26 protein-coding genes are annotated in these 23,934 nt (G+C 59.9%); 9 read left to right on the plus strand and 17 right to left on the minus strand.

Annotated elements, in window-relative coordinates; all coding sequences use genetic code 11:
- Positions 1-1,173 carry a patatin-like phospholipase family protein gene (locus ACEN8R_RS04255; protein ID WP_111454643.1) on the plus strand — a complete coding sequence of 391 codons (1,173 nt, stop codon included), beginning with the start codon at positions 1-3 and terminating at the stop codon, positions 1,171-1,173.
- Between the two features lie 117 nt (positions 1,174-1,290).
- Here ACEN8R_RS04255 and ACEN8R_RS04260 read toward each other — a convergent pair whose 3' ends face one another.
- The 7 genes from ACEN8R_RS04260 to puuE all read right to left on the minus strand — a co-directional run bounded on the left by ACEN8R_RS04260 (position 1,291) and on the right by puuE (position 8,567).
- Positions 1,291-2,076, minus strand: coding sequence for an outer membrane protein OmpK (locus ACEN8R_RS04260; protein WP_018925184.1), 786 nt, complete (start codon positions 2,074-2,076; stop codon positions 1,291-1,293).
- Between the two features lie 483 nt (positions 2,077-2,559).
- Complete coding sequence (locus ACEN8R_RS04265; protein ID WP_495624584.1) at positions 2,560-3,918, minus strand: nucleobase:cation symporter-2 family protein; 1,359 nt, start codon at positions 3,916-3,918, stop codon at positions 2,560-2,562.
- Positions 3,919-4,072: 154 nt separating this feature from the next.
- Positions 4,073-5,374 carry a urate hydroxylase PuuD gene (locus ACEN8R_RS04270; RefSeq protein ID WP_018925186.1) on the minus strand — a complete coding sequence of 434 codons (1,302 nt, stop codon included), beginning with the start codon at positions 5,372-5,374 and terminating at the stop codon, positions 4,073-4,075.
- Positions 5,375-5,425: 51 nt separating this feature from the next.
- A complete protein-coding gene (locus tag ACEN8R_RS04275) occupies positions 5,426-5,929 on the minus strand; it encodes an ureidoglycolate lyase (RefSeq protein WP_018925187.1) in 504 nt (167 codons plus the stop codon).
- A 115-nt stretch (positions 5,930-6,044) separates the two neighbouring features.
- Positions 6,045-7,040: an allantoicase gene (gene alc / locus ACEN8R_RS04280; RefSeq protein ID WP_007940834.1), complete on the minus strand. Its 996-nt coding sequence runs from the start codon at positions 7,038-7,040 to the stop codon at positions 6,045-6,047.
- Positions 7,041-7,128: 88 nt separating this feature from the next.
- On the minus strand, positions 7,129-7,644 hold the full coding sequence (gene uraD, locus ACEN8R_RS04285) for a 2-oxo-4-hydroxy-4-carboxy-5-ureidoimidazoline decarboxylase (RefSeq protein WP_495624585.1): 516 nt from the start codon (positions 7,642-7,644) through the stop codon (positions 7,129-7,131).
- A complete protein-coding gene (gene puuE / locus ACEN8R_RS04290) occupies positions 7,641-8,567 on the minus strand; it encodes an allantoinase PuuE (protein ID WP_007940832.1) in 927 nt (308 codons plus the stop codon). Before puuE ends, uraD begins: the two co-directional genes overlap by 4 nt.
- 435 nt (positions 8,568-9,002) lie before the next feature.
- On the opposite strand from puuE, the gene uraH reads away from it, so the two are divergent.
- Positions 9,003-9,356: a hydroxyisourate hydrolase gene (gene uraH / locus ACEN8R_RS04295; RefSeq protein WP_007940831.1), complete on the plus strand. Its 354-nt coding sequence runs from the start codon at positions 9,003-9,005 to the stop codon at positions 9,354-9,356.
- Positions 9,357-9,546: 190 nt separating this feature from the next.
- Here uraH and ACEN8R_RS04300 read toward each other — a convergent pair whose 3' ends face one another.
- The 3 genes from ACEN8R_RS04300 to ACEN8R_RS04310 form a co-directional block, all read right to left on the minus strand.
- Positions 9,547-10,173 carry a LysE family translocator gene (locus ACEN8R_RS04300; protein WP_096479757.1) on the minus strand — a complete coding sequence of 209 codons (627 nt, stop codon included), beginning with the start codon at positions 10,171-10,173 and terminating at the stop codon, positions 9,547-9,549.
- Between the two features lie 72 nt (positions 10,174-10,245).
- Positions 10,246-11,595 (minus strand): NCS2 family permease, encoded by a 1,350-nt coding sequence (locus ACEN8R_RS04305; RefSeq protein WP_064619262.1) that lies wholly within the window; start codon positions 11,593-11,595, stop codon positions 10,246-10,248.
- Between the two features lie 361 nt (positions 11,596-11,956).
- On the minus strand, positions 11,957-12,412 hold the full coding sequence (locus ACEN8R_RS04310) for a MarR family winged helix-turn-helix transcriptional regulator (protein WP_019648217.1): 456 nt from the start codon (positions 12,410-12,412) through the stop codon (positions 11,957-11,959).
- Between the two features lie 82 nt (positions 12,413-12,494).
- On the opposite strand from ACEN8R_RS04310, the gene ACEN8R_RS04315 reads away from it, so the two are divergent.
- Positions 12,495-13,661: an aminotransferase-like domain-containing protein gene (locus tag ACEN8R_RS04315; protein ID WP_018925193.1), complete on the plus strand. Its 1,167-nt coding sequence runs from the start codon at positions 12,495-12,497 to the stop codon at positions 13,659-13,661.
- Between the two features lie 100 nt (positions 13,662-13,761).
- Here ACEN8R_RS04315 and ACEN8R_RS04320 read toward each other — a convergent pair whose 3' ends face one another.
- The 5 genes from ACEN8R_RS04320 to ACEN8R_RS04340 form a co-directional block, all read right to left on the minus strand.
- Positions 13,762-14,133, minus strand: coding sequence for a glutathione S-transferase N-terminal domain-containing protein (locus tag ACEN8R_RS04320; protein WP_018925194.1), 372 nt, complete (start codon positions 14,131-14,133; stop codon positions 13,762-13,764).
- Between the two features lie 101 nt (positions 14,134-14,234).
- Positions 14,235-14,780, minus strand: a complete 546-nt coding sequence (gene folE / locus ACEN8R_RS04325; protein ID WP_007988130.1) for a GTP cyclohydrolase I FolE — start codon at positions 14,778-14,780, stop codon at positions 14,235-14,237.
- A 77-nt stretch (positions 14,781-14,857) separates the two neighbouring features.
- Positions 14,858-15,415, minus strand: a complete 558-nt coding sequence (locus ACEN8R_RS04330; protein WP_008005647.1) for a Smr/MutS family protein — start codon at positions 15,413-15,415, stop codon at positions 14,858-14,860.
- A gap of 87 nt (positions 15,416-15,502) precedes the next feature.
- Positions 15,503-15,823 (minus strand): hypothetical protein, encoded by a 321-nt coding sequence (locus ACEN8R_RS04335; protein WP_018925195.1) that lies wholly within the window; start codon positions 15,821-15,823, stop codon positions 15,503-15,505.
- A gap of 131 nt (positions 15,824-15,954) precedes the next feature.
- The gene (locus ACEN8R_RS04340) at positions 15,955-16,545 is read right to left on the minus strand and encodes a cysteine hydrolase family protein (protein WP_018925196.1); all 591 of its coding nucleotides are present in this window, start codon (positions 16,543-16,545) and stop codon (positions 15,955-15,957) included.
- Between the two features lie 238 nt (positions 16,546-16,783).
- On the opposite strand from ACEN8R_RS04340, the gene prmB reads away from it, so the two are divergent.
- Complete coding sequence (gene prmB, locus ACEN8R_RS04345) at positions 16,784-17,692, plus strand: 50S ribosomal protein L3 N(5)-glutamine methyltransferase (protein ID WP_018925197.1); 909 nt, start codon at positions 16,784-16,786, stop codon at positions 17,690-17,692.
- A gap of 57 nt (positions 17,693-17,749) precedes the next feature.
- On the opposite strand, the gene ACEN8R_RS04350 is transcribed toward prmB, so the two are convergent.
- Positions 17,750-18,541, minus strand: coding sequence for a hypothetical protein (locus tag ACEN8R_RS04350; protein ID WP_018925198.1), 792 nt, complete (start codon positions 18,539-18,541; stop codon positions 17,750-17,752).
- 87 nt (positions 18,542-18,628) lie between these two features.
- On the minus strand, positions 18,629-19,627 hold the full coding sequence (locus tag ACEN8R_RS04355) for an alpha/beta hydrolase (RefSeq protein WP_018925199.1): 999 nt from the start codon (positions 19,625-19,627) through the stop codon (positions 18,629-18,631).
- A gap of 85 nt (positions 19,628-19,712) precedes the next feature.
- Here ACEN8R_RS04355 and aroC point away from each other — a divergent pair, with 85 nt between their 5' ends.
- Genes aroC through mtnC form a run of 5 tightly spaced genes read left to right on the plus strand, consistent with a single transcriptional unit; the run spans position 19,713 to position 23,861 of the window.
- Complete coding sequence (aroC, locus tag ACEN8R_RS04360) at positions 19,713-20,804, plus strand: chorismate synthase (protein ID WP_018925200.1); 1,092 nt, start codon at positions 19,713-19,715, stop codon at positions 20,802-20,804.
- A gap of 28 nt (positions 20,805-20,832) precedes the next feature.
- Entirely contained in the window at positions 20,833-21,984 is a 1,152-nt protein-coding gene (locus ACEN8R_RS04365) for an MFS transporter (protein ID WP_018925201.1), read from the plus strand.
- Positions 21,981-22,607, plus strand: coding sequence for a methylthioribulose 1-phosphate dehydratase (locus ACEN8R_RS04370; RefSeq protein ID WP_018925202.1), 627 nt, complete (start codon positions 21,981-21,983; stop codon positions 22,605-22,607). Before ACEN8R_RS04365 ends, ACEN8R_RS04370 begins: the two co-directional genes overlap by 4 nt.
- Positions 22,608-22,627: 20 nt before the next feature.
- Positions 22,628-23,173 (plus strand): 1,2-dihydroxy-3-keto-5-methylthiopentene dioxygenase, encoded by a 546-nt coding sequence (locus ACEN8R_RS04375; RefSeq protein WP_018925203.1) that lies wholly within the window; start codon positions 22,628-22,630, stop codon positions 23,171-23,173.
- Positions 23,174-23,177: 4 nt separating this feature from the next.
- Positions 23,178-23,861, plus strand: a complete 684-nt coding sequence (gene mtnC, locus ACEN8R_RS04380) for an acireductone synthase (RefSeq protein WP_018925204.1) — start codon at positions 23,178-23,180, stop codon at positions 23,859-23,861.
- Positions 23,862-23,934: the final 73 nt, after the last annotated feature.

Consider the following 23,934-nt stretch of genomic DNA (forward strand, 5'->3'; position numbering starts at 1 on the left):
ATGAGTCCTGCTGAACCGGTTACAGGGTTGATTCTTTCCGGCGGTGGGGCTCGTGCGGCCTATCAAGTAGGCGTGCTGGCAGCGATTGCCGAGCTGCTGCCGATGGGGGCGACGAATCCGTTTCCGGTGATCGTCGGCACCTCGGCCGGTGCGATCAATGCGGTCAGCCTGGCCAGTGGGGCGATGGATTTTCGGAGTGCGATCGAGCGTCTGACGGCCTTCTGGCAAGGTTTTCGCAGCCATCTGGTATTACGCAGCGATTGGCCGGGGGTGATTCATCAGGCCGCCCGTTTTGTCAGTCACAACCTGATGGGCATTGGCTCGCCGGTGCCGGTGGCCCTGCTTAACAGTTCGCCGCTGCGCCGCTTGCTTAATCACAAACTGCACATGCCCGGGATTGCCGAAGCGATTGCGCAAAAGCAATTGCGGGCCGTAGCGGTTACAGCGTTCGGCTACGAGTCCGGCCAGGCCGTCACGTTTTATCAGGGCGGCGGCACCATCGAATCCTGGTTGCGCCATCGGCGAGTCGGCGTGCCGACCCAACTGACTGTCGACCATCTGCTCGCCAGTTCCGCGATTCCGTTGCTGTTCGCACCGGTAAAAATCGGCGAAGAATATTTCGGCGATGGCGCGGTGCGTCAATCGGCACCGATCAGCCCGGCCCTGCACCTGGGCGCCAGTCGCGTGCTGGTAGTGGGCGTCAGCGGCAACCCGCGCGGGATCGATCCGCAACAGCCGCTGCAACGTGCCTACACCGGTCAGCAGCCGACCCTGGCGCAAGTCGGTGGGCACCTGCTCAACAGTACGTTCATTGACAGCCTGGAAAGTGACATCGAGTTGTTGCAGCGTCTGAACCAGTTCAGCCATCTGCTGCCCGACGGCATCTCGAGTCGTGCATTGGGGGCGGCGCCGGTGGATGTGTTGGTGATTTCACCGAGTCAGCCAATCGATGAAATTGCCGCGCGGCATCGCCAGGAACTGCCGGCAGCCTTGCGCCTGTTTTTACGCGGCCCGGGGGCGACCAAGACCAGCGGGGCAGGGGTGCTGAGTTATCTGCTGTTCGAGGCGGGGTATTGCAGCGAATTGATTGATCTGGGGCGGCGCGATGCGTTGGCCAAGCGCGATGAGCTGTGCCGGTTTCTGGGGTTGGTGGAGCCTGCGGTTCCGGCTTGAGATTTGCGGTGTGGCTGTTCGCGGGCAAGCCTCGCTTCTACGGATTTGAGTCGTTCACATAACCGGTGAACGACACAAGACCTGTAGGAGCGAGGCTTGCCCGCGAAGCTTTTACGATCAGAAGTGGAACTTCACCAGCAAGCTCGTGTTGCTCTGATCGGTCTTGAAGTACTGACTGTCCCTGATCCCGTACTTGTCCGACCAATAGTCGTACTCGACACCCACATACAACTGCTTCTCGCCAATGTTCAGCGCTTTGCCCAAGTCGTATTTGATCTGCGGGTTGAAGTGCAGGTTGGCGTGGTAGGTGCCTTTGCTGTTCTTGTCGTTGTCGACCACCCAGTCCATGAAGCCATCGATCAGGATGTTCGAATCGCCCACCGGAATGGTGTAGGACCAGACCGGGGTGATCTGCCAGACGTTGTCACCCGGGCGGCTGCCTTCGGTGTGACGCTGGTAGAAGTTCAGCTGGAAGTAGTCGAAACCAGGAATCGCCAGGTCGAAACCCGGACCGATCAGGTAAGACTCGGTATCGCCTTCACCGAACTCGTACGTCATGGCCAGCAGCACGTCCTTGACCGGGCCGAACTCCAGTTTCTGGTCGAAGATTTTGCCAAACGACAAGCGCGGGCTGATTTCGCCGTAGTAGGTGTTCGAACCGACGCCGGGGTCGTCCTTGCCGTTGTAGAAAATCTTGTCGACGAACATGAAGTTGTCGCCGTATTTCCATGCATCGGCGTGCTCGAAAGTGACGGTTTGCTGAATGCGCGGGTTGACCTGGAAGTCCTTGCCATAGAGGTAGGTCAGGCTGTTGTTCTGCCATTGCAGCAAGTCGCCGGCCATGGCCTGGCCCCCGGCCAGCAAGGATCCCGCGAGCATCAGGCTGGTGCACGTACGTTTCATTCGGTTGCTCCCAAAAAGTAGGTGGTTCCACGTTATTTTTCTAAGGTCGGCGCTCTGGTGTGGCGCCTTTTCTTGCTGCTGTAAAAAAATCATCCATTCGGTCAGCTTTGGTGCTGTTAGCAAGAGCTGAGCCAAGGCTTTCAAAAAGCCAAAAAATGCCCGTTCGGCTGTTCTAAAACAGTCGATTGAGCGTCTTTTCGGGAAGCCTTGATACTGCCCGGAGCCGGGGTAAGTTGGCTTTCCGGTCAGGAATTAAATCCGGGCTTTTTTTTAGACCGGATTCGGGCGGCCGCGGAGAATACTGACTCCTTGGCCAGGTCTCAAGTGCCCCGCAACAGAGCACTGGCGACAGGTGTGGGGCATTGCTGAACGACAGACTTGTCTGGGTACGAATCATCTGTTGCTCCCTCTTGTTTTTATTGTTTGAGGTGCAGGCAGCCACCCCTGTGGGAACTCGCCACAGGGTGTGTGCTTTGTACTGTGTCAGTGCGTGTGGGCGTGGCAGTCGTTGACGGCTGCGCGTTCGTGACCGCCGAGGATGTTGAACAACAGGTTCAATGCCAGGGCGCTAAGCGTGGCCATGGCGATGCCACTGTGGGTGATCGGGCTCATCCACATCGGCAGGTGGGCGAAGAATTCCGGACGCACCACCGGGATCAGCCCCATGCCGATACTCACCGCCACCAGCAACTGGTTGCGCCGGTCACCGATGTCGGCCTCCTGGAGAATCTTGATCCCGGTGGCGGCGACCATGCCGAACATCGCAATCGCCGCGCCGCCGAGTACCGCCGGAGGTATCGATGCCACCAGGAACGCGGCTTTCGGCAGCAGGCTCAGCACGATCAGTAAGCCACCGGCGACGATGGTCACCGAGCGGCAACGTACGCCGGTCATTTGTACCAGGCCGATGTTCTGAGCGAATGAGGAGTGGGTGAAGGTGTTGAAGAAGCCGGCGAAAAACGAAGCACCGGCATCGCACAGCAAGCCGCGACGCAGCATCCGCGGCGTGACGTCCTGGCCGGTGATTTTGCCCAGCGCGAGGAACATCCCGGTGGACTCGACGAAGATGATTACCACCACCAGGCACATGGACAGAATCGGTGCGAGCTCGAATTTCGGCATGCCGAAATGCAGCGGGGTGACGATTTGCAGCCACGGCGCCTGGTCCATGCCGCTGAGGTCGACCATGCCGATCACGCCGCAAATCGCGTAACCCAGGCACATGCCGATCAGCACCGAGATGTTGACCCAGAATCCGCGCATGAAGCGGTGGACCAGCAGAATGGTGGCCAACACCAGTGCAGCAATGGCCAGGTACACAGGCGAACCGAATTGGGCTGCGCCAGCGCCGCCACCGGCCCAGTTCACGGCTACAGGGAACAGCGATAAACCGATCGAGGTGATGACAGTGCCGGTCACCAGTGGCGGGAAGAAGCGCACGACCTTGGACATGAACGGTGCGATGAGCATGCCGAAGAAACCGGCGGCAATGGTCGCGCCGAAAATCCCTTGCAGGCCGATGCCGGGCATGCCGGCCATGGCCACCATGCTGCCGACCGCGGCGAAACTGGCGCCCATCATCACCGGCATGCGGATGCCCATCGGACCGATGCCCAGCGACTGGACGATGGTGGCGATGCCTGCCACCAGCAGGTCGGCGTTGATCAGGAAAGCGATTTCTTCACGGTTCAGGCCGGCGGCCTGCCCGATGATCAGCGGCACTGCAATGGCGCCGCCGTACATCAGCAGAACGTGTTGCAGACTGACCAGAATCAGTTGCACAAGGGGTAAACGTTGAATGGCGGGTGCGTCGGGGATGCGCGCTTCGGATAGCTCGGACATGCAACACCTCGGATCTTTTTTATTCTTGTGATTTTTGTATCAGGGGGACCGCAGTGCGGTCGTTCGCGGGCAAGCCTCGCTCCTACAGGGATTGTGTTGACCTTGTAGGAGCGAGCGGGCGGCGATCCGACTTGCCCGCGAAGCTTTTCAACGATTAATGGGTCGGAGCTCCCTGAACAATCCACGCGCCGATCAGGTCACGTTCCTGCTGGGTCATCTGGGTGATGTTGCCCAGTGGCATGATCTGGCTGGTGACCGCTTGAGCCTGGATGCGGGCAGCGTTTTGGCGGATCTGTTCTGGCGTATCGAACATCACGCCGGCCGGTGCGGCACTGAACAGCGGGCTGGTGGGTTTGGCCGAGTGACAGACCGCGCAACGTTCCTGAATCACGCTGTGAACCTTGTCGAACGTCGGGCCCTGATTCGAGGCCTGGGCCGGTGCAGCGGCAGGCGCATCAGGTTTCGCCGCTTCAGGTTTGGCACCACCGCCCAGGGCGGTTTCCGGCAGCGGCTGGTACTCGATGGTCCCAGGTGCCTTGGCCACTTCAGGTGCGCTGGACATCGGCGCCGGGCCGGTCACGTAGGCCAGGCAAATCATGCCGACCGCCGCAACGGGCAGGGTCCAGGCGAATTTGTGGCTGTCGTGACGGGTGTTGAAGTAGTGACGCACCAACACCGCCAGCACCGCGATCCCGGCCAGGATCAGCCAGTTGTATTGGCTGCCGTAGGTGCTCGGGAAGTGGTTGCTGATCATGATGAACAGCACCGGCAAGGTGAAGTAGTTGTTGTGCCGCGAACGCAGCAAACCTTTGGCCGGCAGCGCCGGATCGGGCGTGCGATTCTCGGCGATCGCCGCCACCAGGGCGCGCTGGGCCGGCATGATGATGCGGAACACGTTGCCGACCATGATGGTGCCGATGATCGCGCCGACGTGCAGGTATGCGCCACGACCGCTGAACACTTTGCTGAAGCCGTAGGCGGCGCCGATGATCAGCACGAACAGGATTGCGCCTAGCAGGGCAGGGCGTTTGCCCAGGGCCGAGTCGCAGAGGAAGGAGTAGATGAACCAGCTGATGAACAACGAGCCGAGGCCGATAGCCACGCCTTCAGGGCCGCTCAGGGTGCTGCCCGGAGCCAGCAGGTACAGCGTCGGGTTGGAGTAGAACACCACGCACAGCAGTGCGATCCCCGACAGCCAGGTGAAATAGGCTTCCCATTTGAACCAGTGCAGGTTGTCCGGCATGGTCGGTGGAGCCAGTTTGTATTTTTCCAGGTGGTAGATACCGCCGCCATGGATCGCCCACAAATCGCCCGCCAGCCCGTTTTTCGGGTTGACCCGGTTGAGGTTGTTTTCCAGCCAGACGAAATAGAACGACGCGCCGATCCAGGCCACGCCAGTGATCATGTGAACCCAGCGCACGCTCAGGTTCAGCCATTCCAACAGATGTGCTTCCACAGTCTTTACCTCTCGCCTGTCACCCTTGTTGTCGAGTGATCAGACCTTCTCTTATTGGTGGGGGGCGAGGATCAAACACTCATCCTCTTGGAAAAAATGCTCATCGCAGTTATTGCCTGTGCCACTGCGATCAACCACCAGGAAGTCATCCCGCTTTTCGATCGTCAGCACCGGGTGGTGCCAGACGCCGCGATGGTAATTAATGCCCTGCCTGCCGTTGGTGACGAAGGCGCGGACCAAGCCTGATACAGGTGCATCGCCAAGTGGCGCGACCACGATCAGAAAGGGGTTGCCGAGCAGCGGAATGAACGCCTGACTGCCCAGCGGATGGCGCTCCAGCATGCGTACCGTCAGCGGCATGTCCTGCGCGTCGGCGCGGAAGATGCTGATGATCGCCTTGTCCTCTGGCGTGGCGGTTTCCACCGTCGCCAGTTTGTGGAAGCGCATGGTCGAACCGTTGTTGATCATGAAGTGATCGCTGCCGTCGGTTTCGATCACGTCACCGAAAGGGGCGAAGGCTTCTTTGGTCAGCGGTTCAATCGTCAATGTGCGCATGCTGGTCTTCTTAATCTCGAATGTGTTGGGGTACTGCTTTTGTAGGAGCCGGCTTGCTGGCGATGGCGTCAGTGAGGGCGCTATCGCCAGCAAGCCGGCTCCTACAGGCTCAGCATTACTTCGCGACCTTGCCCAAAACGCGCAGGCGGCTCACACCACCATCCGGGAACACGTTCAGGCGGATGTGGGTGATCGGGCCCAGCGCCTTGATCTGCTCGGCGAAGGTGTGTTCGGCGTGCATTTCCAGCTTCTGGCTTGGCAGCAGTTCGCGCCAGAACAGCGATTGGGTTTCGATCTGGCTGTCGGTGCCGCCCTTCACGAAGGCACCCTGGATCGAGCAGCTGTCCGGGTAGTTGCCCTTGAAGTGCAGGGTGTCGACGATGACTTTCTCGACTTCACCCGCATGGCCCAGCGCGACGATCACCCAGTCATTGCCTGGGGTACGACGACGTGCGGTTTCCCAGCCATCGCCCATGTTGATGCCACGGCCCGGGTTGAGAATGTTGCTCATGCGGCCGAAGTGTTCATCGGAGCAGGCGAGGGCGCGACCGCCGTTCAGGGCTGCAGCCAGGTCGACTTGTTCGTTGTCGCCAACGGCCGACCAGTCGCGGAACGGAATGCCGTACACGCGCAGACGGGCCACGCCACCATCCGGATAGATGTTGAAGCGCAGGTGGCTGAACGCCTGGTCGTTATTGATTTCGTGGTAGTGATGGCTGTTGCCCTGCAGCTCGACGGCCGACAGCACTTCAGTCCACTGGGTGTTTTCGTCCGGCTCGCCCGAGGCCAGGAAGCAGGCTTCCAGGGAGGCCGATGGCGGGTAGTTGCCGGTGAAGAATGAAGTGTCGATGTCCACGCCTTTGATCGAACCCGGTACGCCCAGGCGGATCACCGCGCTGTCGTAGCCTTCGAAGCGCTTGCGGCGCGACTCCCAGCCGTCCATCCACTTGCCGTTGTCATCGAACACGCCCTCTTTCCACACGGCCGGGGTCGGCTGGAACAGACGGTTGGCGTCTGCGAACCAGTCATCGGTGACCGAGATGATTTTGGTGCCCAGACGGGCGTCGGCCAGGTTGACGAACTTCTCGAAAGGTACGGCGTAAGCTTTCATTCTTCTTGTCTGCCTTTAATAAGTTGGCTTGGGATGCTTGCAGTGCCCTGGGTGCTGTTTGCGTTTGAGAACACTCGGGCAAAGCTCGCTATAGGGTCAGTAATCGGAACAACGCGATCTTGTTGATCTCCGCCAGCGCGCATTTGAATTCGGTGTCGACCGAATTGTGAATGCGCGTTTCGAACGCCGCGAGGATCTGATGCCGGTTGCTGCCTTTTACCGCCATGATGAAGGGAAACTTGAACTTGGCCTTGTAGGCGTCGTTCAGCTCGGTGAAGCGCTCAAACTCTTCGGCCGTGCATTGGTGAATACCGGCGCCAGCTTGTTCATGGGTGCTGGCTTCGGTCAGTTGGCCCTGGACGGCAGCTTTGCCGGCCAGGTCCGGGTGCGCGTTGATCAGGGCCAGTTGGCTGGCGTGATCGGCGCTTAACAGGATGTCGCTCATGCGCTGGTGCAGGGTTTCGATCTGGTCGATCGAAGCGTCCTGGCCCAGGTCGAAGGCCTTCTCGGCCACCCATGGCGAGTGTTCGTAGATGTCGGCGAAGGCGGCGATAAATGCGTCGCGGCTCAGGGTCGAGGGCTTCAGTGTCTGGAAGTGGCTCATTTGGCAGCCCCTTGGTACGGATGGGTTTGCTGCCAGTGGCGAGCGATGTCGACACGGCGGCTGAACCACACCTGTTCATGACTTTTAGCGTATTCGATAAAGCGCTTGAGTGAGGCCAGGCGCGCCGGGCGGCCGATCAGCCGGCAGTGCAGGCCGATCGACAACATTTTCGGTGCCTCGGCGCCTTCGGCATATAGCACGTCGAAGGCGTCCTTCAGGTATTCGAAAAAGTCGTCGCCCTTGTTGAAACCCTGAACCTGGGTGAAGCGCATGTCGTTGGTGTCCAGGGTGTACGGAATCACCAGGTGTGGCTTGCCGGTCGGGTTGTTCGGTTCCCAGTAGGGCAGGTCGTCGTCGTAGGTGTCGCAGTCGTAGAGGAAACCGCCTTCCTCCATCACCAGCCGGCGGGTGTTCGGGCCGGTGCGGCCGGTGTACCAGCCCAGCGGGCGCTCGCCGGTGATTTCGGTGAGGATGCGGATCGCTTCGAGCATGTGCTCGCGTTCCTGCGCTTCGTCCATGTACTGGTAGTCGATCCAGCGATAGCCGTGGCTGCAGATCTCGTGGCCGGCCTCGACCATCGCGCGGATCACGTCCGGGTGACGCTGGGCGGCCATGGCCACGGCGAAGATGGTCAGCGGGATGTCGAATTCCTTGAACAGTTTCAGAATCCGCCAGACGCCGGCACGGCTGCCATACTCGTAAAGGGATTCCATGCTCATGTTGCGCTCGCCTTGCAGCGGCTGCGCCGAGACCATTTCCGAGAGGAAGGCTTCGGACTCTTTATCGCCGTGAAGGATATTGCGCTCGCCACCTTCCTCGTAGTTGAGCACGAAGGACAGGGCGATGCGGGCATTGCCCGGCCAGTGTGGGTGAGGAGGGTTACTGCCGTAACCGATCAGGTCGCGTGGGTAGTCAGCGCTCACTGCAGTCTTCCTTCTTGTTCGTGTCGACTTGTTCAAAGTCAGGGTGTGTGTGGCGGCCTGGCGATGAGAGGGCAGGCTGGCGTCACAGCGATGGAGTGATTGTATACAACTTTATATTCACTTTGTAAGCCTGATTTTTTGCATTTTTCACTGACTGCTCTCATTGGAGAGTACTGCAAGAAACCTGCCTGACTGGTCAGCTAATGGATGGAAGGTCCATTGATCTTATGGTTTTGCGCAAGATTCGCCCGCAAACCATGAATGCCGTTGGTGGCAGTAAAAATGTCGTTTTTATTGTGTACAATTTTTTTGAAAAATGTCTTAATCAGTCGCTCGCCGCAACTTTTCGTGCTCCGGAACGGTGCGGTCTCCTTTTCAACTGACTTCGGGAGGTGCGAGGTCTGACTGCTCCACGCAGGCAGGCGCGCAGAATCAATGGGACGTTTGACTACACACGTTTTGGACGCTGCTCACGGTTGCCCGGGCAGTTCGATCAAGGTCGAGCTGTACCGCGTCGAAGGCTCGCAGCTGGAGCTGGTCGCCACGGCGCTCACCAACAGCGACGGCCGGGTCGATGCGCCGTTGCTGCAAGGCGATGACTACCGTACCGGGGTCTATCAGCTGCAATTTCATGCGGGCGATTACTACCGCGCCCGTGGCGTTCAGTTGCCTGAGCCTGCGTTCCTCGACGTGGTGGTGCTGCGGTTCGGCATTTCTGCCGAACAGGATCACTACCATGTGCCTTTGCTGATTTCGCCATACAGCTATTCCACGTATCGCGGCAGCTGATCCCCCAAGCAGCTGCCTCAACCTGGAAGCGACTGCGCATATAGCTTCTTTGGTCTTTTGCCCGCTCACACTGCGGGCTTTTTTTCGCCTGGTGGAAAGTCAAAAGATCGCAGCCTTCGGCAGCTCCTACATGGAAACGCATTCCCCCTGTAGGAGCTGTCGAGTGCAACGAGGCTGCGATCTTTTGCCCTTAGCGGCTCAACAATGAGGCCGCGCCCGCACCGCTGAACAACCCGGCACTGACCCGGTTAAACCAGCTTTGCCCCTTGCCGCTACGCAGATACCGCGCCGCGCCATGAGCCCCCAGCCCATAAGCCAGCTTGCACAGCAGATCCAGCACGGTCCAGGTGGCAATCATCACCAGCAACTGCGGCAGGAACGGTTGTTCGGCACTCAAAAACTGCGGCAGGAACGCGGCAAAGAACAAAATGTCTTTCGGGTTGCTGGCGCCGAGCATGAATGCGCGCCCGAACAGTGCACGAAAGCGTGGCACCGGCGCAGCCTGGGGCACTTCGGCGCCCAGGGAGGGTTGGCGTGATTGCTGCCAGCTCTGCCAGGCGAGGTAGAACAGATACAGCGCGCCGACGATTTTCAGGGCGCTGAACAGCTGTTCCGACGCCAGCAGCAATGCACCCAGGCCGAGCGCCGAAGCGCTGAGCAGGCAGATCGAAGCAAACACCCCCCCGAGAAACGCCGGGTAAGAACGGCGCAAACCGTAATTCAGACTGTTGCTGATCATCAGCAAAGACAGTGGCCCCGGTATCAGGATCACCACCAGCGCAGCGCCGCTGAACAGCAGCCAGGTTTCCAGACTCATCACTTTCCTCCCTATGCACAAAAGCCCCACCCGACGGGGTGAGGCTGGTTTGAAACGCGTACCGCGTGACGCTTATAAGAAGATGAACTTGGCGATGAAGATCGCGCAGAGCACCCACAGGCTCACCGAAATTTCCTTGTACTTACCGGTGCCGGCCTTCAGCACCACGTAAGTGATGAAGCCCAGCGCGATGCCGTCGGCGACCGAGAAGGTCAGCGGCATCATGATCGCGGTGACGATCGCCGGAATGCTGTCGGTCGCTTCTTCCCATTCGATGTGCGCCATGCCGCCCATCATCAGCATCGCTACATAAATCAGCGCACCGGCGGTTGCATAAGCGGGGATCATGCCAGCCAGCGGTGCGAAAAACATTGCGGCAATAAATAGCACACCTACGGTCACGGCGGTAAGACCAGTCCGACCACCCGCCGCTACGCCAGCGGCACTTTCCACATAGCTGGTAACTGGCGGCACACCGACCACCGCCCCGAAAACACTGGATGCACTGTCGGCTTTCATGGCGCGGGACAGGTTTTCGATCCGGCCGTCAGCGTTCACCAGGTTGGCGCGCTGGGCGACGCCCATCAAGGTGCCGGCGGTGTCGAACATGTGCACAAAGAGGAAGGCCAGCACCACGCTGATCATGCTGACGTTGAACACGCCGGCGATGTTCATGGCCATCCAGGTCGGTGCCAGGCTTGGCGGGGCCGACATGATGCCCTCGTAGTGCACCAGGCCCAAGCCCCAGCCGGCCAGGGTCACGGTGATGATGCTGATGAGGATCGCGCCGAACACTTTGTGGTAGCTGAGCACGGCGATCATCAGGAAGCAGATGGCAGCCAGCAGCGGGCCGGGCTCGCGCAGGGAGCCGAGCTTGATCAGGGTGGCCGGGCTATCGACGACGATGCCCGAGGTTTTCAGGCCGATCAGCCCCAGAAACAGGCCCACACCCGCACCCATGGCGAAGCGCAGGCTCACCGGAATGCTATTGAGCAGCCATTCACGAATCCGGGAAAAGGTCAGGAACATGAACAACACGCCGGACACGAACACCGCGCCGAGAGCGGTTTCCCAGTTGTAGCCCATGGTGCCGACCACGGTGTAGGTGAAGAACGCGTTCAGGCCCATGCCCGGCGCCAGGCCCACCGGCCAGTTGGCGTACAGGCCCATCAACAGGCAACCCAGCGCGGCGGCGATGCAGGTGGCCACGAACGCGGCACCGTGATCGATCCCGGCATCGGCCATGATGTTGGGGTTGACGAAGATGATGTAGGCCATGGTGATGAAGGTTGTCAGACCGGCGATCAGCTCGGTCTTCACCGTGGTGCCGTGCAAGCTGAGTTTGAAGATGCGCTCCAGCCAGCCATTGCGTAACGGCGGCGAGAGTTCCAGCGTCGAGGCTTCGGATTTGCGGCTTTCCACAGCGAGTACTCCTCAAGAGTTTTATTGTTATTTCCAGGGCCGGACCCATGAGGGTGGCAGCGACCCTTTGAGGTGCTTGCGAATTTGTTGACCTGATGGTCAGGAACTCGCACGAAGCGAATTATGCTTTTGTATACAAATAAAGCAAATAATGTTTTTGATTTTGTAGACGAAAAAAATGGCAGGCGGGGTATATAGATATGAAATGTGATGTGTAGCGAGCTGTTTGTGGCGAGGGAGCTTGCTCCCGCTGGGGCGCGCAGCGGCCCGACTCAGGCGGTGGCAATTTTTCAGGCATACCGGCGTTATCGTTCTTTGCGACTGCTGCGCAGCCGAACGGGAGCAAGCTCCCTCGCCACAGTCAGGTGTCGTCCCGATCAACTCTGGTTACTTCCCCCAATGCCAGATTCACCGCCAACCACCCATTCACCGCCGTCTCCCCAGCTTCGGCAAACACCCGCTCGAGCAATTTCACCTGCTCGCGCCGTAACGACTGCTCGAACCGCGCGCCTTCCACAGTCAGTTCCAGCAGCCGCTTACGCTTGTCGGTCTGGGACGCGACGCTGTTCACCAAATGCATTTCCACCAACTGCCGCAGCGGAATGTTCAGCGCCTGCTTGGTCACGCCGAGCAACGCCAGCAACTCCTTGACACTCAGGTTCGGATAACGCGCGATGAAAAACACAATGCGCTGATGCACCCGGCTCAAGCCGCGCCGCTCGAGCATTTCATCAGCCTTGGCGGTGAAGGCCTGATAGCCGAAGAAAAACGCTTCCATGGCTTGTTGCTGGGTGGTGGGGTTTTTAAGGTCAAGCATGTTGACGTATCCGCTCGGTCTGTCGTAATTTCGGTCAATCAGTTTGACTCATTTTCCTCAGGCCTCGCTACCGGTGACCCCCATGGCTTTTTCCGAACGTGTCTCGCGCCTTAAAAGTTCTTTGATCCGTGAAATCCTCGCCGCCGCCCAGCGCCCGGAAGTGATGTCGTTCGCCGGCGGTTTGCCGGCCGAAGCCATGCTGCCGAAAGTCGAGTGGGCGCAGATGCCGCTGTCCATGGGCCAATACGGGATGAGCGAAGGCGAGCCGGCACTGCGTGAAGCGTTGGCGGCCGAAGCCCGGGCGTTGGGCGTGCCGTGTGAGGCGAGTCAGGTATTGGTGGTCAGCGGTTCGCAACAAACCCTCGATCTGGCGGCCAAGCTCCACATCGACAAAGGCACCGAAATCCTGCTTGAAGCGCCGACCTACCTGGCGGCGTTGCAGATTTTTCAGCTGTTTGGCGCCGATTGCATCACCGTCCCGCTGGAGGCTGATGGCCCGAACCTGGTGCAACTGCGCAGCCGTCTGGAACAACACAAGCCAGCGTTCATCTACCTGATCCCGACGTTTCAGAATCCGTCGGCGGTGCGCTACAGCGAAGCCAAGCGCGATGCGGTGGCAGCGTTGCTCGACGAGTTCGGCGTGACCCTGATCGAAGACGAACCCTATCGCGAACTGACCTTCGATGGCGGCAGCGCCACACCGATCGTCAGCCGCTTGACCAAGGCCAGTTGGATCTACACCGGCACCGTGTCGAAAACCCTGCTGCCGGGCCTGCGGGTTGGTTATTTGATTGCCAGTCCGGACCTGTTCCCGCATTTGCTGCGGCTCAAGCAATCGGCCGATCTGCACACCAACCGCATCGGGCAATGGCAAGCGCTGCAATGGATCGGTACTGAAAAATACCAGCAGCACTTGGGCGAGTTGCGGGACTTCTACCGGGTTCGTCGGGATGCGTTCCAGTCGGCACTGGAAAGGCATTTTTCCGATCTGGCGGATTGGAACGTGCCGCAGGGTGGGCTGTTTTTCTGGCTGACGCTCAAGCTGCCGCTGGATACCCGCACGCTGCTCAAAGCGGCGCTGGCAGCAGATGTGGCGTTCATGCCGGGCGAACCGTTTTTCCCTGAGCCGGATAACAACCCCGGCCATCTGCGGCTGAACTTCAGCCACATTGATCCGGCACGGCTGGACGAAGGGCTCAAGCGATTGGCAGCGGTGGTGCGTCAGGCCCAGGCGGCGCAAGCAGCCTGAGGCTGTTGGTGGGAGAGGGGGTAGAAACGAATAAACCGGCCAATCGGCCGGTTTATTTTTGTTCGGGTTTTGCGGTGTTTATACCGGCGCCACAGAAGCGTCAGACCGCAGCAAACCGCTTATCCAGATAATCAATGATCACCTTGGACTCATACATCCAGGTGGTCTGGCCATTCTCTTCGATGCGCAGGCACGGCACCTTGATCTTGCCGCCTTGCTCCAGCAGGGCCTGGCGATCCTGTTCGTTGTTCTTGGCATCGCGCAAGGCCACCGGAACGTTCAGGCGACGCAGGGTGCGACGGGTTTTCACGCAGAACGGGCAGGCGTGGAACTGATACAGCGTCAGGTCCTTGGCGGCCGCTTCGACCTGAGCCTGAGCGGCGGCGGGGCGCTGCTTCTTGCCAGGGCGGGTGATGAAATCGATGAAGATGATCAGTTGGCCGAGGCCGACACGAAGCGCTTTGACGAACACGGTATAAGTCTCTCAGGGCAAACAGAAGGCGCGCAGCTTACCTGATTTTTCGCAGGCGAAAAAAAACCGGCGATCAGTGCCGGTTTTCTTCTTGCTGCGCGTTACTTGATCAGGCTGAGAAACTCGCTGCGGGTGGCGGCGTTTTCGCGGAACTCACCGAGCATCACCGAGGTGATCATCGTCGAATTCTGTTTCTCCACACCGCGCATCATCATGCACATGTGCTTGGCCTCGATCACCACCGCCACGCCCAGGGCGCCGGTGACTTGCTGGACCGCATCGGCGATCTGGCGGCTGAGGTTTTCCTGGATCTGCAGGCGGCGGGCGTACATATCGACGATCCGCGCGACTTTCGACAGTCCCAGTACCTTGCCGCTCGGAATATAGGCAACGTGCGCCTTGCCGATGAACGGCAGCAGGTGATGCTCGCACAACGAGTAGAGCTCGATGTCCTTGACCAGCACCATCTCGCTGTTGTCGGAGCTGAACAAGGCACCGTTGGTGACCTCTTCCAGCGTCTGTTCATAACCGCGGCAGAGGTACTGCATGGCTTTGGCGGCACGTTTTGGCGTGTCGAGCAGGCCCTCGCGGGACACGTCCTCGCCCAATTGGCCGAGAATCGCGGTGTAATTCTGTTCCAGGGACATGAAACTACCTGTGGGATTTTACGCAAAGGGCAAGGGTACGGTGGCAAACACGGCGCTGCAAGCGTGAAGCGACAGCTTTACTCGTCGCGACCTTCCATCATGGTGCGTTTAAGCATCACGTAAACCGCTCCAGCGCCGCCGTGTTTCGGCTGGCACGAGGTGAAGCCGAGCACCTGTGGATGCTGACGTAGCCAGGTGTTGACGTGACTCTTGATCATCGGCCGCTTGCCGTCCAGACGCACGGCTTTGCCGTGGGTGACGCGCACGCAGCGGATTTCGAATTTAGTTGCTTCGGCCAGAAACGCCCAGAGGGTTTCACGGGCCTTTTCCACGTTCATGCCATGCAGGTCGAGGCTGCCTTCGAACGGAATCTGTCCGATCTTGAGCTTGCGCATCTGGCTTTCCTGAACACCGTCACGCGCCCACATCAGCTCGTCTTCCGGGCCGACATCAATCACAAACTGATCGGACAGCCCGTCAACGGTGGTCGCATCGGTGCGCACAGTGGCGGCCTGGCGCAGCTTGGCGATTTGCGCGCGGTCGGCCTTGGGTTTGCCGGTTTCGGCGCGATCGTGCTTGATCGGCTTGACGCCTTGGATCGCGCTTTTGAACAGGGAAAAATCGTCGTCTTGCATGTCAGCCTCCGCGAAGGGGGGGCAGTTTACCCAAGTCGGAGCGCTATCCATAACAATTGAGGCCCGTCAAAACGCCAGGCCTTTGATTCAGTCGTGTTTTTTCATCAGGTGCGGGGCTATGTTCAGCTCTCGCGACTGGCGCGAACGGCGACGGCAGCGGCGCCATAGCGACACGCCGAGGTACAGCACGAACACGCCCACCGCCAGAATGATCGACGAGCCCAGCGGGCTGGCATTCAACTCGCCCAACGCCGGTGGCCGCCCGAGCAGGCTGGCCGCGCCGGCCATCGCCAGCAATACACCGCACATCGCCAGCAGGGCAGCGAACGCTGCGCCGAAACGAAATCGCCAGTTGCGTTGGCCCTTGGGCCGCAAGCGGCGTGCATCAAAACCATCGGATAACTTCATTCCGACCTTCCTCAATGGGTATCGGCCCTTCGACCGGGAGTTGACCGGGATGTTCCTGAGGCTAGGGCAATTACGGCAAATGAGAGGCTTTTGCGGATGAGCGGCGGTTTGGGCCGCTCATCGACGGTCGATCAGATCAGGTCGCGGGTCAGGGCGAGGGTGGCGAAGTTGTCCGCCATGATCGCCATTTCGGTCTGCTGAACGTGTTCGGCGCTGAGGATCCCGCCCTTGCAAGGCAAATCCCGCGTCGCGCAGGCGTCTTCCACCAGGGTGCAGCGAAAGCCCAGGTTCTTCGCCGCACGCACGGTGGTGCTGACGCTGGAGTGACTCATGAAACCGCAAACGATCAGGTCGAGCGAGCCCAGTTGTTGCAGGCGATCGTACAGTTCGGTGCCGTGAAACGCGCTTGGCAGCAATTTGCCGATGACGGTTTCGTCGCCCTGTGGCTCCAGGCCCGGGATGAACTCACCGCGTTCGCCCTGGGGATCGAACAGCCCACCGACGGTGCCGAGGTGACGCACATGCACGATTGGCCGACCGGCTGCACGGGCAGCGGTCAGCAGGTGTTTGATGTTCGCGACGGCAGCATCCATGCCGCTCAGGGCCAGCGGACCACTGAGGTATTCTTTCTGGGCATCGATGATGACTAGGGTCGCATGACCCAGATTGGCCGCTGCATAACCACGGCCGCTGAGTTGAAACATCGTTTTTGGAACGGACATTCTGGGGCTCCTTCGGGTGGGGCTTTTGCGGCATTGTCCTCTGGCTGAGCGCTTCTGTGAATCGCTTCCATCGCAGGCACCGCCGTTGCTGGCTCGCAGCCTTGTCAAGATACTCGTTCTGTTCAATAGCTCGCTGAAAAAATAGAAGAGTCCTACATCTGATCCGGTGTTTTTCCTGCGTCGTCGCGGCGCCTTTTGGCTGTTAGAATCGTCAGTCGTTTTTTCTGGAGTTTACCCCGTGATCACTTCCCGCCTTCGTACCCTGCGTGACCATATCCGTTGGGCCGTCAGCCGCTTCCATGGGGAGGATCTGTTTTTCGGCCATGGGACCGACAACGCCTGGGACGAAGCCCGTCAACTGGTATTGGGTGCGCTGCACTTGCCGTGGGAAATCGCCGACAGCTATCTGGACTGCCGTCTGGAGGACGATGAGCTGGTCAATCTGCAACGCTTGCTCAAGCGCCGCATCGAAGAACGCATTCCGACCGCTTACCTGCTGGGCGAAGCCTGGTTCTGCGGCTTGTCGTTCATTGTCGACGAACGCGTGCTGATCCCGCGTTCGCCGATTGGCGAGCTGATCGAAAAACGTTTCGAGCCGTGGCTGGGTGCCGAACCTGCGCGCATTCTCGACTTGTGCACCGGTTCCGGTTGCATCGGTATCGCCTGTGCCTATGAGTTCCAGAACGCCGAAGTGGTTTTGGCCGACCTGTCGTTCGAAGCACTGGAAGTGGCTAACCAGAACATCGAGCGCCACGGTGTCGACGAGCGCGTGTTCACCGTTCAGGGCGATGGTTTCGATGGTTTGCCAGGGCAACGTTTCGACCTGATCGTGTCGAACCCGCCTTACGTCGATGCGGAAGATTTCGCCGACATGCCGGACGAATATCAACACGAACCCGAGCTGGGCCTGGCCTGTGGCGACGACGGTTTGAATCTGGTGCGCCGCATGCTCGCCGAAGCGGCGGATCATCTGACCGAGAAAGGTTTATTGATCGTCGAGGTGGGTAACAGCCAGGTTCACGTTGAGGCGTTGTACCCGGAAGTCGATTTCGCCTGGCTGGAGTTCGAGCGCGGTGGGCATGGGGTGTTCATGCTGACCGCCGAGCAGTGCCGCGATCATCAGGCGCTGTTCGCTTCTCGCATCTGACCCCGAATATTGTGGTGAGGGAGCAAGCTCCCTCACCACAATTGGGTTTGATGTCGGTTACCGATGCGTGGCAATCCAGATCAACAACCCCGCCTGAAACACCGCAAACGCCACCAGACAGGTAATGGTAAAACGCAGTCCAGCGTCTTCACGCTTGTACTTGCTGACCTTTTCTTCGTGTTTCTTCAGTTTGACTTCCTGTTCCGCCAGGTTCTGCTCGGCTTGCTGGAGCATCTGCGCGGCTTCGAGGATTTCCACCTGTTGCAGCTTTTCGCTGTTCCAGTCGCCCAGCAAATCACCGATCTGCACCTCTTTGACGCTGCCCTTCAAATGCTGGGCATCGGCGTAGGCCACGTCAAAACCGTGCACCCGCAGAAAGTGGTCGCGGCGCAGGCGCGTGTCTTCGTTCAACGCGTCCTTGTTGTTCAGGTCAGTGCCGTCGACGGTGTAGGCGGGCCATCGTTTCTTCGCCCAAGTGATGCCTTGAGCCGCCATATAGCGCCCGATGCCACGGTTCATCGGCTCTATCTGCAAGCCGCTTTCCGGAGCGAAATGCACGCGTTTGGCGGTGTGATCGACCCACACATCCAGATAATTCTGTTCTTTGCGCACCCGTTGGCCTGGCAGCTTGATGGCCATGCGCAGCAGGCTGTGCTCCTTGCTGTTGCGTTCGGCGTAACCGAATTCGACAAAGCGCAGCGGTCGGCCGCCGGTGTTACGGTCGGTTTGCAACGGCGCCAGGCGGAGCATTTTGTGGTGCTCGACGTGGACGTCCGCCCACGGCAGCTCGACCGCTGGCGGTGTGTCTTTTTCAGCGGTGGAGTCGGGTGAAGTCTGGGTATCAGTCATAACGGCGAGATCCTGTCCAAGCCCTGTTGCCACCAGTCATAGCGCTGGCGACAAAGGCTTATCGGCCGTTTTTTTCAGGACTGGAGCTTAACTGGGGCGAAGTCCGTCAATAAATCCGAGGATTCGTGCGCCGAGCTCCGCCGCCAGGGGCAATTGCGGATCTTTATAGGAGGCTAATTGCCGCTTCACGTCGTTGGGCACGATGCGCATGACGTGGTTCATGCCTTCGATCAGTGCCAGTTCGGCGTCCGGTTTGGCGGCTTTGAGCGCCCTGGCGTCACCCACGCCGACCTGGATGTCGTTGCTGCCCTGAATGATCAGTGCCGGCATCTTCAGTTTGGCGAAGGCGGCTGCCGGGTCCTGGCGGAACAGTGAAATCAGGTACGGCTGCACGCTGGGGCGGAAAATCACCTGCAACTGCGGCGGCACGTTGTCGTCAGTGTGGCCGGCCTTGAGGCTGTCGAGCAGTTCATTGCTGCGCAGCATCAAGGCCGGCGGCAAGCGATTGCTCAACTGCTGGCGCAGCACTTGATCGATCGGCCGCGCGCTGCCGGACAGGGAAATCACCGCCGCGGCGTCGACACTTGGCGCCGCCAGGCTGGCAATCAACGCACCTTCGCTGTGGCCCAGCAAAATCAGTTTGCCCAGGCGCGGGTCGGCCTTGAGCTTCTGCCCCCAGGCCACGGCATCGGCCACGTAGGCTTCCACCGACAGATTGCGTTCATCGGGCGTTGCCGCAAGGCTCGCCGCCACGCCGCGTTTGTCGTAACGCACACTGGCGATGTTGTGTTTGGCCAGCACCCAGGCCAGCCGTTTGAGGCTGTCGTTGCGCCCGCCGTCGGGGTTGTTTCCGTCACGATCCGTAGGGCCGGAGCCGGAAATGATCAGGACAACCGGTACCGGCGTGTCGGACTTGGGCAGCAACAGCGAGCCGAAAAGCTCGCCACTGTCGGTGTCCAGGGTGATCGGGCGTTGCAGGACGGAGGCCTGTACAAAACCGGTAAACAGGGTAAGGCTCAAGGCTAGAACTCGCAGCATCATCACGCCATCATCAACAAGGTGCCGGTTGGACTCGCAGGCACCCATAAGGTTCGAGGATGAACTACTTGGGTAGCCTGCGTATACTGGCGCGCATTACGTATTTTAGGTTCGATTTCACGGAGCGTCCTGCATGTCCGGCAATACCTACGGCAAGCTGTTCACTGTCACCACCGCGGGCGAAAGCCATGGTCCGGCGTTGGTCGCCATTGTCGATGGCTGCCCGCCGGGCCTGGAGATCTCCCTTGAGGACCTGCAGCGCGACCTGGACCGCCGCAAGCCCGGCACCAGCCGCCACACCACCCAGCGCCAGGAAGCCGACGAAGTCGAAATCCTTTCCGGCGTGTTCGAAGGCCGCACCACCGGTTGCGCCATCGGCCTGTTGATCCGCAACACCGACCAGAAGTCCAAGGACTACTCGGCGATCAAGGATCTGTTCCGTCCGGCCCACGCCGACTACACCTACCATCACAAATACGGTGAGCGCGATTACCGCGGCGGCGGTCGCAGTTCGGCCCGTGAAACCGCCATGCGCGTAGCCGCCGGCGCGATTGCCAAGAAATACCTGGCCACCCAGGGCATCGTCATTCGTGGCTACATGAGCCAGCTCGGCCCGATCGAAATCCCGTTCAAGACGTGGGATTCGGTGGAAGATAACGCCTTCTTCAGCCCCGACCCGGACAAAGTGCCGGAGCTGGAAGCCTATATGGACCAGTTGCGTCGCGACCAGGATTCGGTCGGCGCGAAGATCACCGTGGTCGCCGAAGGCGTGATGCCGGGCCTCGGCGAGCCGATCTTCGACCGCCTCGACGCCGAACTGGCCCATGCGCTGATGAGCATCAACGCGGTCAAGGGCGTGGAAATCGGTGCCGGTTTTGCCAGCATCGCCCAGCGTGGCACTGAACACCGCGATGAAATGACCCCGGAAGGTTTCCTCAGCAACAACGCCGGCGGCATTCTCGGTGGCATTTCGTCGGGTCAGCCGATCGTTGCGCACCTGGCGCTCAAGCCTACATCGAGCATCACCACGCCGGGCCGTTCCATCGATATCCATGGCAACCCGGTGGAGGTCGTCACCAAGGGCCGTCACGACCCGTGCGTCGGCATCCGCGCCACGCCAATCGCCGAAGCGATGATGGCCATCGTGCTGATGGACCACTTGCTGCGTCACCGCGGGCAGAACGCCGATGTGCGCGTGAGCACTCCGGTGTTGGGGCAGCTTTAATGGCTGATCTGAAAGCCGCTGCAGTCTGATGACGGTGGCGGCGCTCCCGTACTGGCGGCTTTCCAGCTTCTACCTGTTCTATTTCGCCTTGCTCGGTTCGACAGCGCCGTTTCTGGCGCTGTACTTCGATCATCTGGGCTTCAGCGCCGCGCGCATTGGCGAACTGGTGGCGATCCCGATGCTGATGCGCTGCGTGGCGCCGAATATCTGGGGCTGGCTCGGTGACTACACCGGGCGACGCCTGGCGATCGTGCGTTTCGGCGCCGCCTGCACCTTGCTGACCTTCTCGCTGATTTTCGTCAGCAAAAGCTACGCCTGGCTGGCGATGGTCATGGCCTTGCACGCGTTTTTCTGGCATGCGGTGTTGCCGCAGTTCGAGGTCATCACCCTGGCTCATTTGCGGGGACAGACCTCGCGTTACAGTCAGATTCGCCTGTGGGGCTCCATCGGTTTCATCATCACTGTCGTGGCGCTGGGCCGATTGTTCGAATGGCTCAGCCTCGACATTTACCCGGTGGCACTGGTGCTGATCATGGCCGGGATCGTCGTCAGCAGTCTCTGGGTGCCCAACGCGCAACCGGTTCAGGGTGAACGGTTGGCGGGGGACGGATTCCTCCAGCAATTGCGCAACCCCGGGGTGTTGGCGTTTTATGCGTGCGTGGCGCTGATGCAGATGAGTCACGGGCCGTATTACACCTTTCTGACCTTGCACCTTGAGCGACTCGGTTACAGTCGCGGGCTGATCGGCATGCTCTGGGCGGTCGGCGTGGTCGCCGAAGTCTTGATGTTTCTGTTCATGAGCAAGATTCTCGCGCGCTTCTCGGTACGCCGGGTGCTGCTGACGAGTTTCCTGCTGGCGGCTTTGCGTTGGTTGTTGCTCGGCTCGTTTGCCGAGTTCCTTTGGGTGTTGCTGTTCGCCCAGGTGCTGCACGCCGCCACCTTCGGCAGCTTTCACGCCGCTGCCATCCAGTTCGTGCAACGTAGCTTCGGCGCGCGCCAGCAAGGCCAGGGCCAGGCGTTGTATGCCGCGCTGGCCGGCACCGGCGGTGCACTGGGCGCGTTGTATTCCGGCTACAGCTGGAATGCCCTCGGCGCCACATTGACCTTTAGTATTGCCAGCCTCGCAGCCTTTGCCGCTGCCGTTATCATTGCCACACGTATGCAAGAGGACAGGCCATGAGCCTTACCCGTGAACACCTCGCCCAGGAAATCATCGACGCCGGGCGCTTTCTGTATGGCCGCGGCTGGTCGCCGGCCACCAGCAGCAATTACTCGACCCGCCTGTCGCCGACCGAAGCCTTGCTGACCGTGTCCGGCAAGCACAAGGGCCAACTGGGCCCGGACGATGTGCTGGCCACCGACTTGTCAGGCAACAGCCTGGAGCCAGGCAAGAAGCCGTCCGCCGAAACCCTGTTGCACACCCAGCTCTATAGCTGGCGTCCGGAGATCGGCGCGGTGCTGCACACCCATTCGGTGAACGCCACGGTGCTGTCGCGCCTGACGCCGGAAGATTTCATCGAGTTCGAAGACTACGAACTGCAAAAGGCCTTCAGCGGCGTGTCGACCCACGAGTCCCGGGTGCGCGTGCCGATTTTCGACAACGACCAGGACATTGCGCGGCTGGCCACCAAGGTGCAGCCTTGGCTCGACGCCCACCCTGATTGCGTCGGCTACCTGATTCGCGGTCATGGCCTCTACACGTGGGGCGCGCGCATGAGCGACGCACTGCGGCAGATCGAGGCTTTTGAATTTTTGTTCGAGTGCGAGTTGAAGACGCGCTCGCTCTTTAACCGTAATGCATGAACTGTTAAGGAGTTGCCCTGATGAGCAGCCTGTCCGTTTACCACGTCTCAAGCCCTGACATTCCGAACAAGGTGCTGACCCACTTTGAAGACATCGCCTCGACCCTGGCCGAGCAGGGCGTGCGTTTCGACCGTTGGCAAGCCGCAGCGAAAATCCAGCCAGGCGCTAGCCAGGAAGAAGTGATCGCCGCGTACCAGGAGCAAATCGACAAGCTGATGACCGAGCGCGGTTATATCACCGTCGATGTGGTCAGCTTGAACAGCGATCACCCGCAAAAAGCCGAGTTGCGTGCCAAGTTCCTCGATGAACACCGTCATGGCGAAGACGAAGTGCGATTTTTCGTCGCTGGCCGTGGCTTGTTCACCCTGCACATCGACGATTACGTGTACGCCGTGCTCTGCGAGAAGAACGACCTGATCTCGGTGCCAGCCGGCACAAAGCACTGGTTCGACATGGGTGAAAACCCGCATTTCGTCGCAATCCGCCTGTTCAACAACCCCGAAGGCTGGGTGGCCAACTTCACCGGCGATGACATCGCCAGCCACTTCCCGTGTCTTGAGGACTGAACCGATGCCGATCAAAGCGATTCTCACCGATATCGAAGGCACCACCAGCGCGGTGAGTTTTGTGTTCGACGTGTTGTTCCCGTACGCGGCCAAACACCTGCCGGACTTCGTTCGCGAAAATGCCGAACGTGCTGACGTCGCCGAACAGCTCGCCGCTGTTCGGCGTGACAGCGGTGAACCGCAAGCCGACGTCGAGCGGGTTATCGAAATCCTCTTGGGCTGGATCGCCGAAGACCGCAAGGCCACGCCGCTCAAGGCGTTGCAAGGCATGGTCTGGGAGCAGGGGTATCAGGCCGGGCAGTTGAAGGGCCATGTTTACCCGGACGCCGTTGAAGCGCTGAAGCGCTGGCATCAGGAAGGCTATCAACTGTTTGTTTATTCCTCGGGTTCGATTCAGGCGCAAAAACTGATTTTCGGTTGTTCGGAGGCGGGGGATCTGTCGCCACTGTTCAGTGGCTATTTCGACACCACTTCAGGGCCCAAGCGCGAAGCGCAGTCCTATGAGCGCATCACCCAGGCGATTGGTGTCGAGGCTTCGCAGATTCTGTTTTTGTCCGACATCGTTCAGGAACTCGACGCGGCGCGCACGGCAGGCATGGCAACCTGTGGCCTGGCCCGTGAAGGCGGGGAATTGGCAGGGCATGTGACGGTGGACAGTTTTGCGCGGATCAGTCCGTCTGCCTTTTAAACATCAGCCGTAGAAACAACTCAGGCCGTGAAGCGAAAGCTCTCACGGCCTGATCGTTTATAGCGCTGTGACG

The sequence above is a fragment of the Pseudomonas sp. Pseusp15 genome (assembly GCF_059492165.1).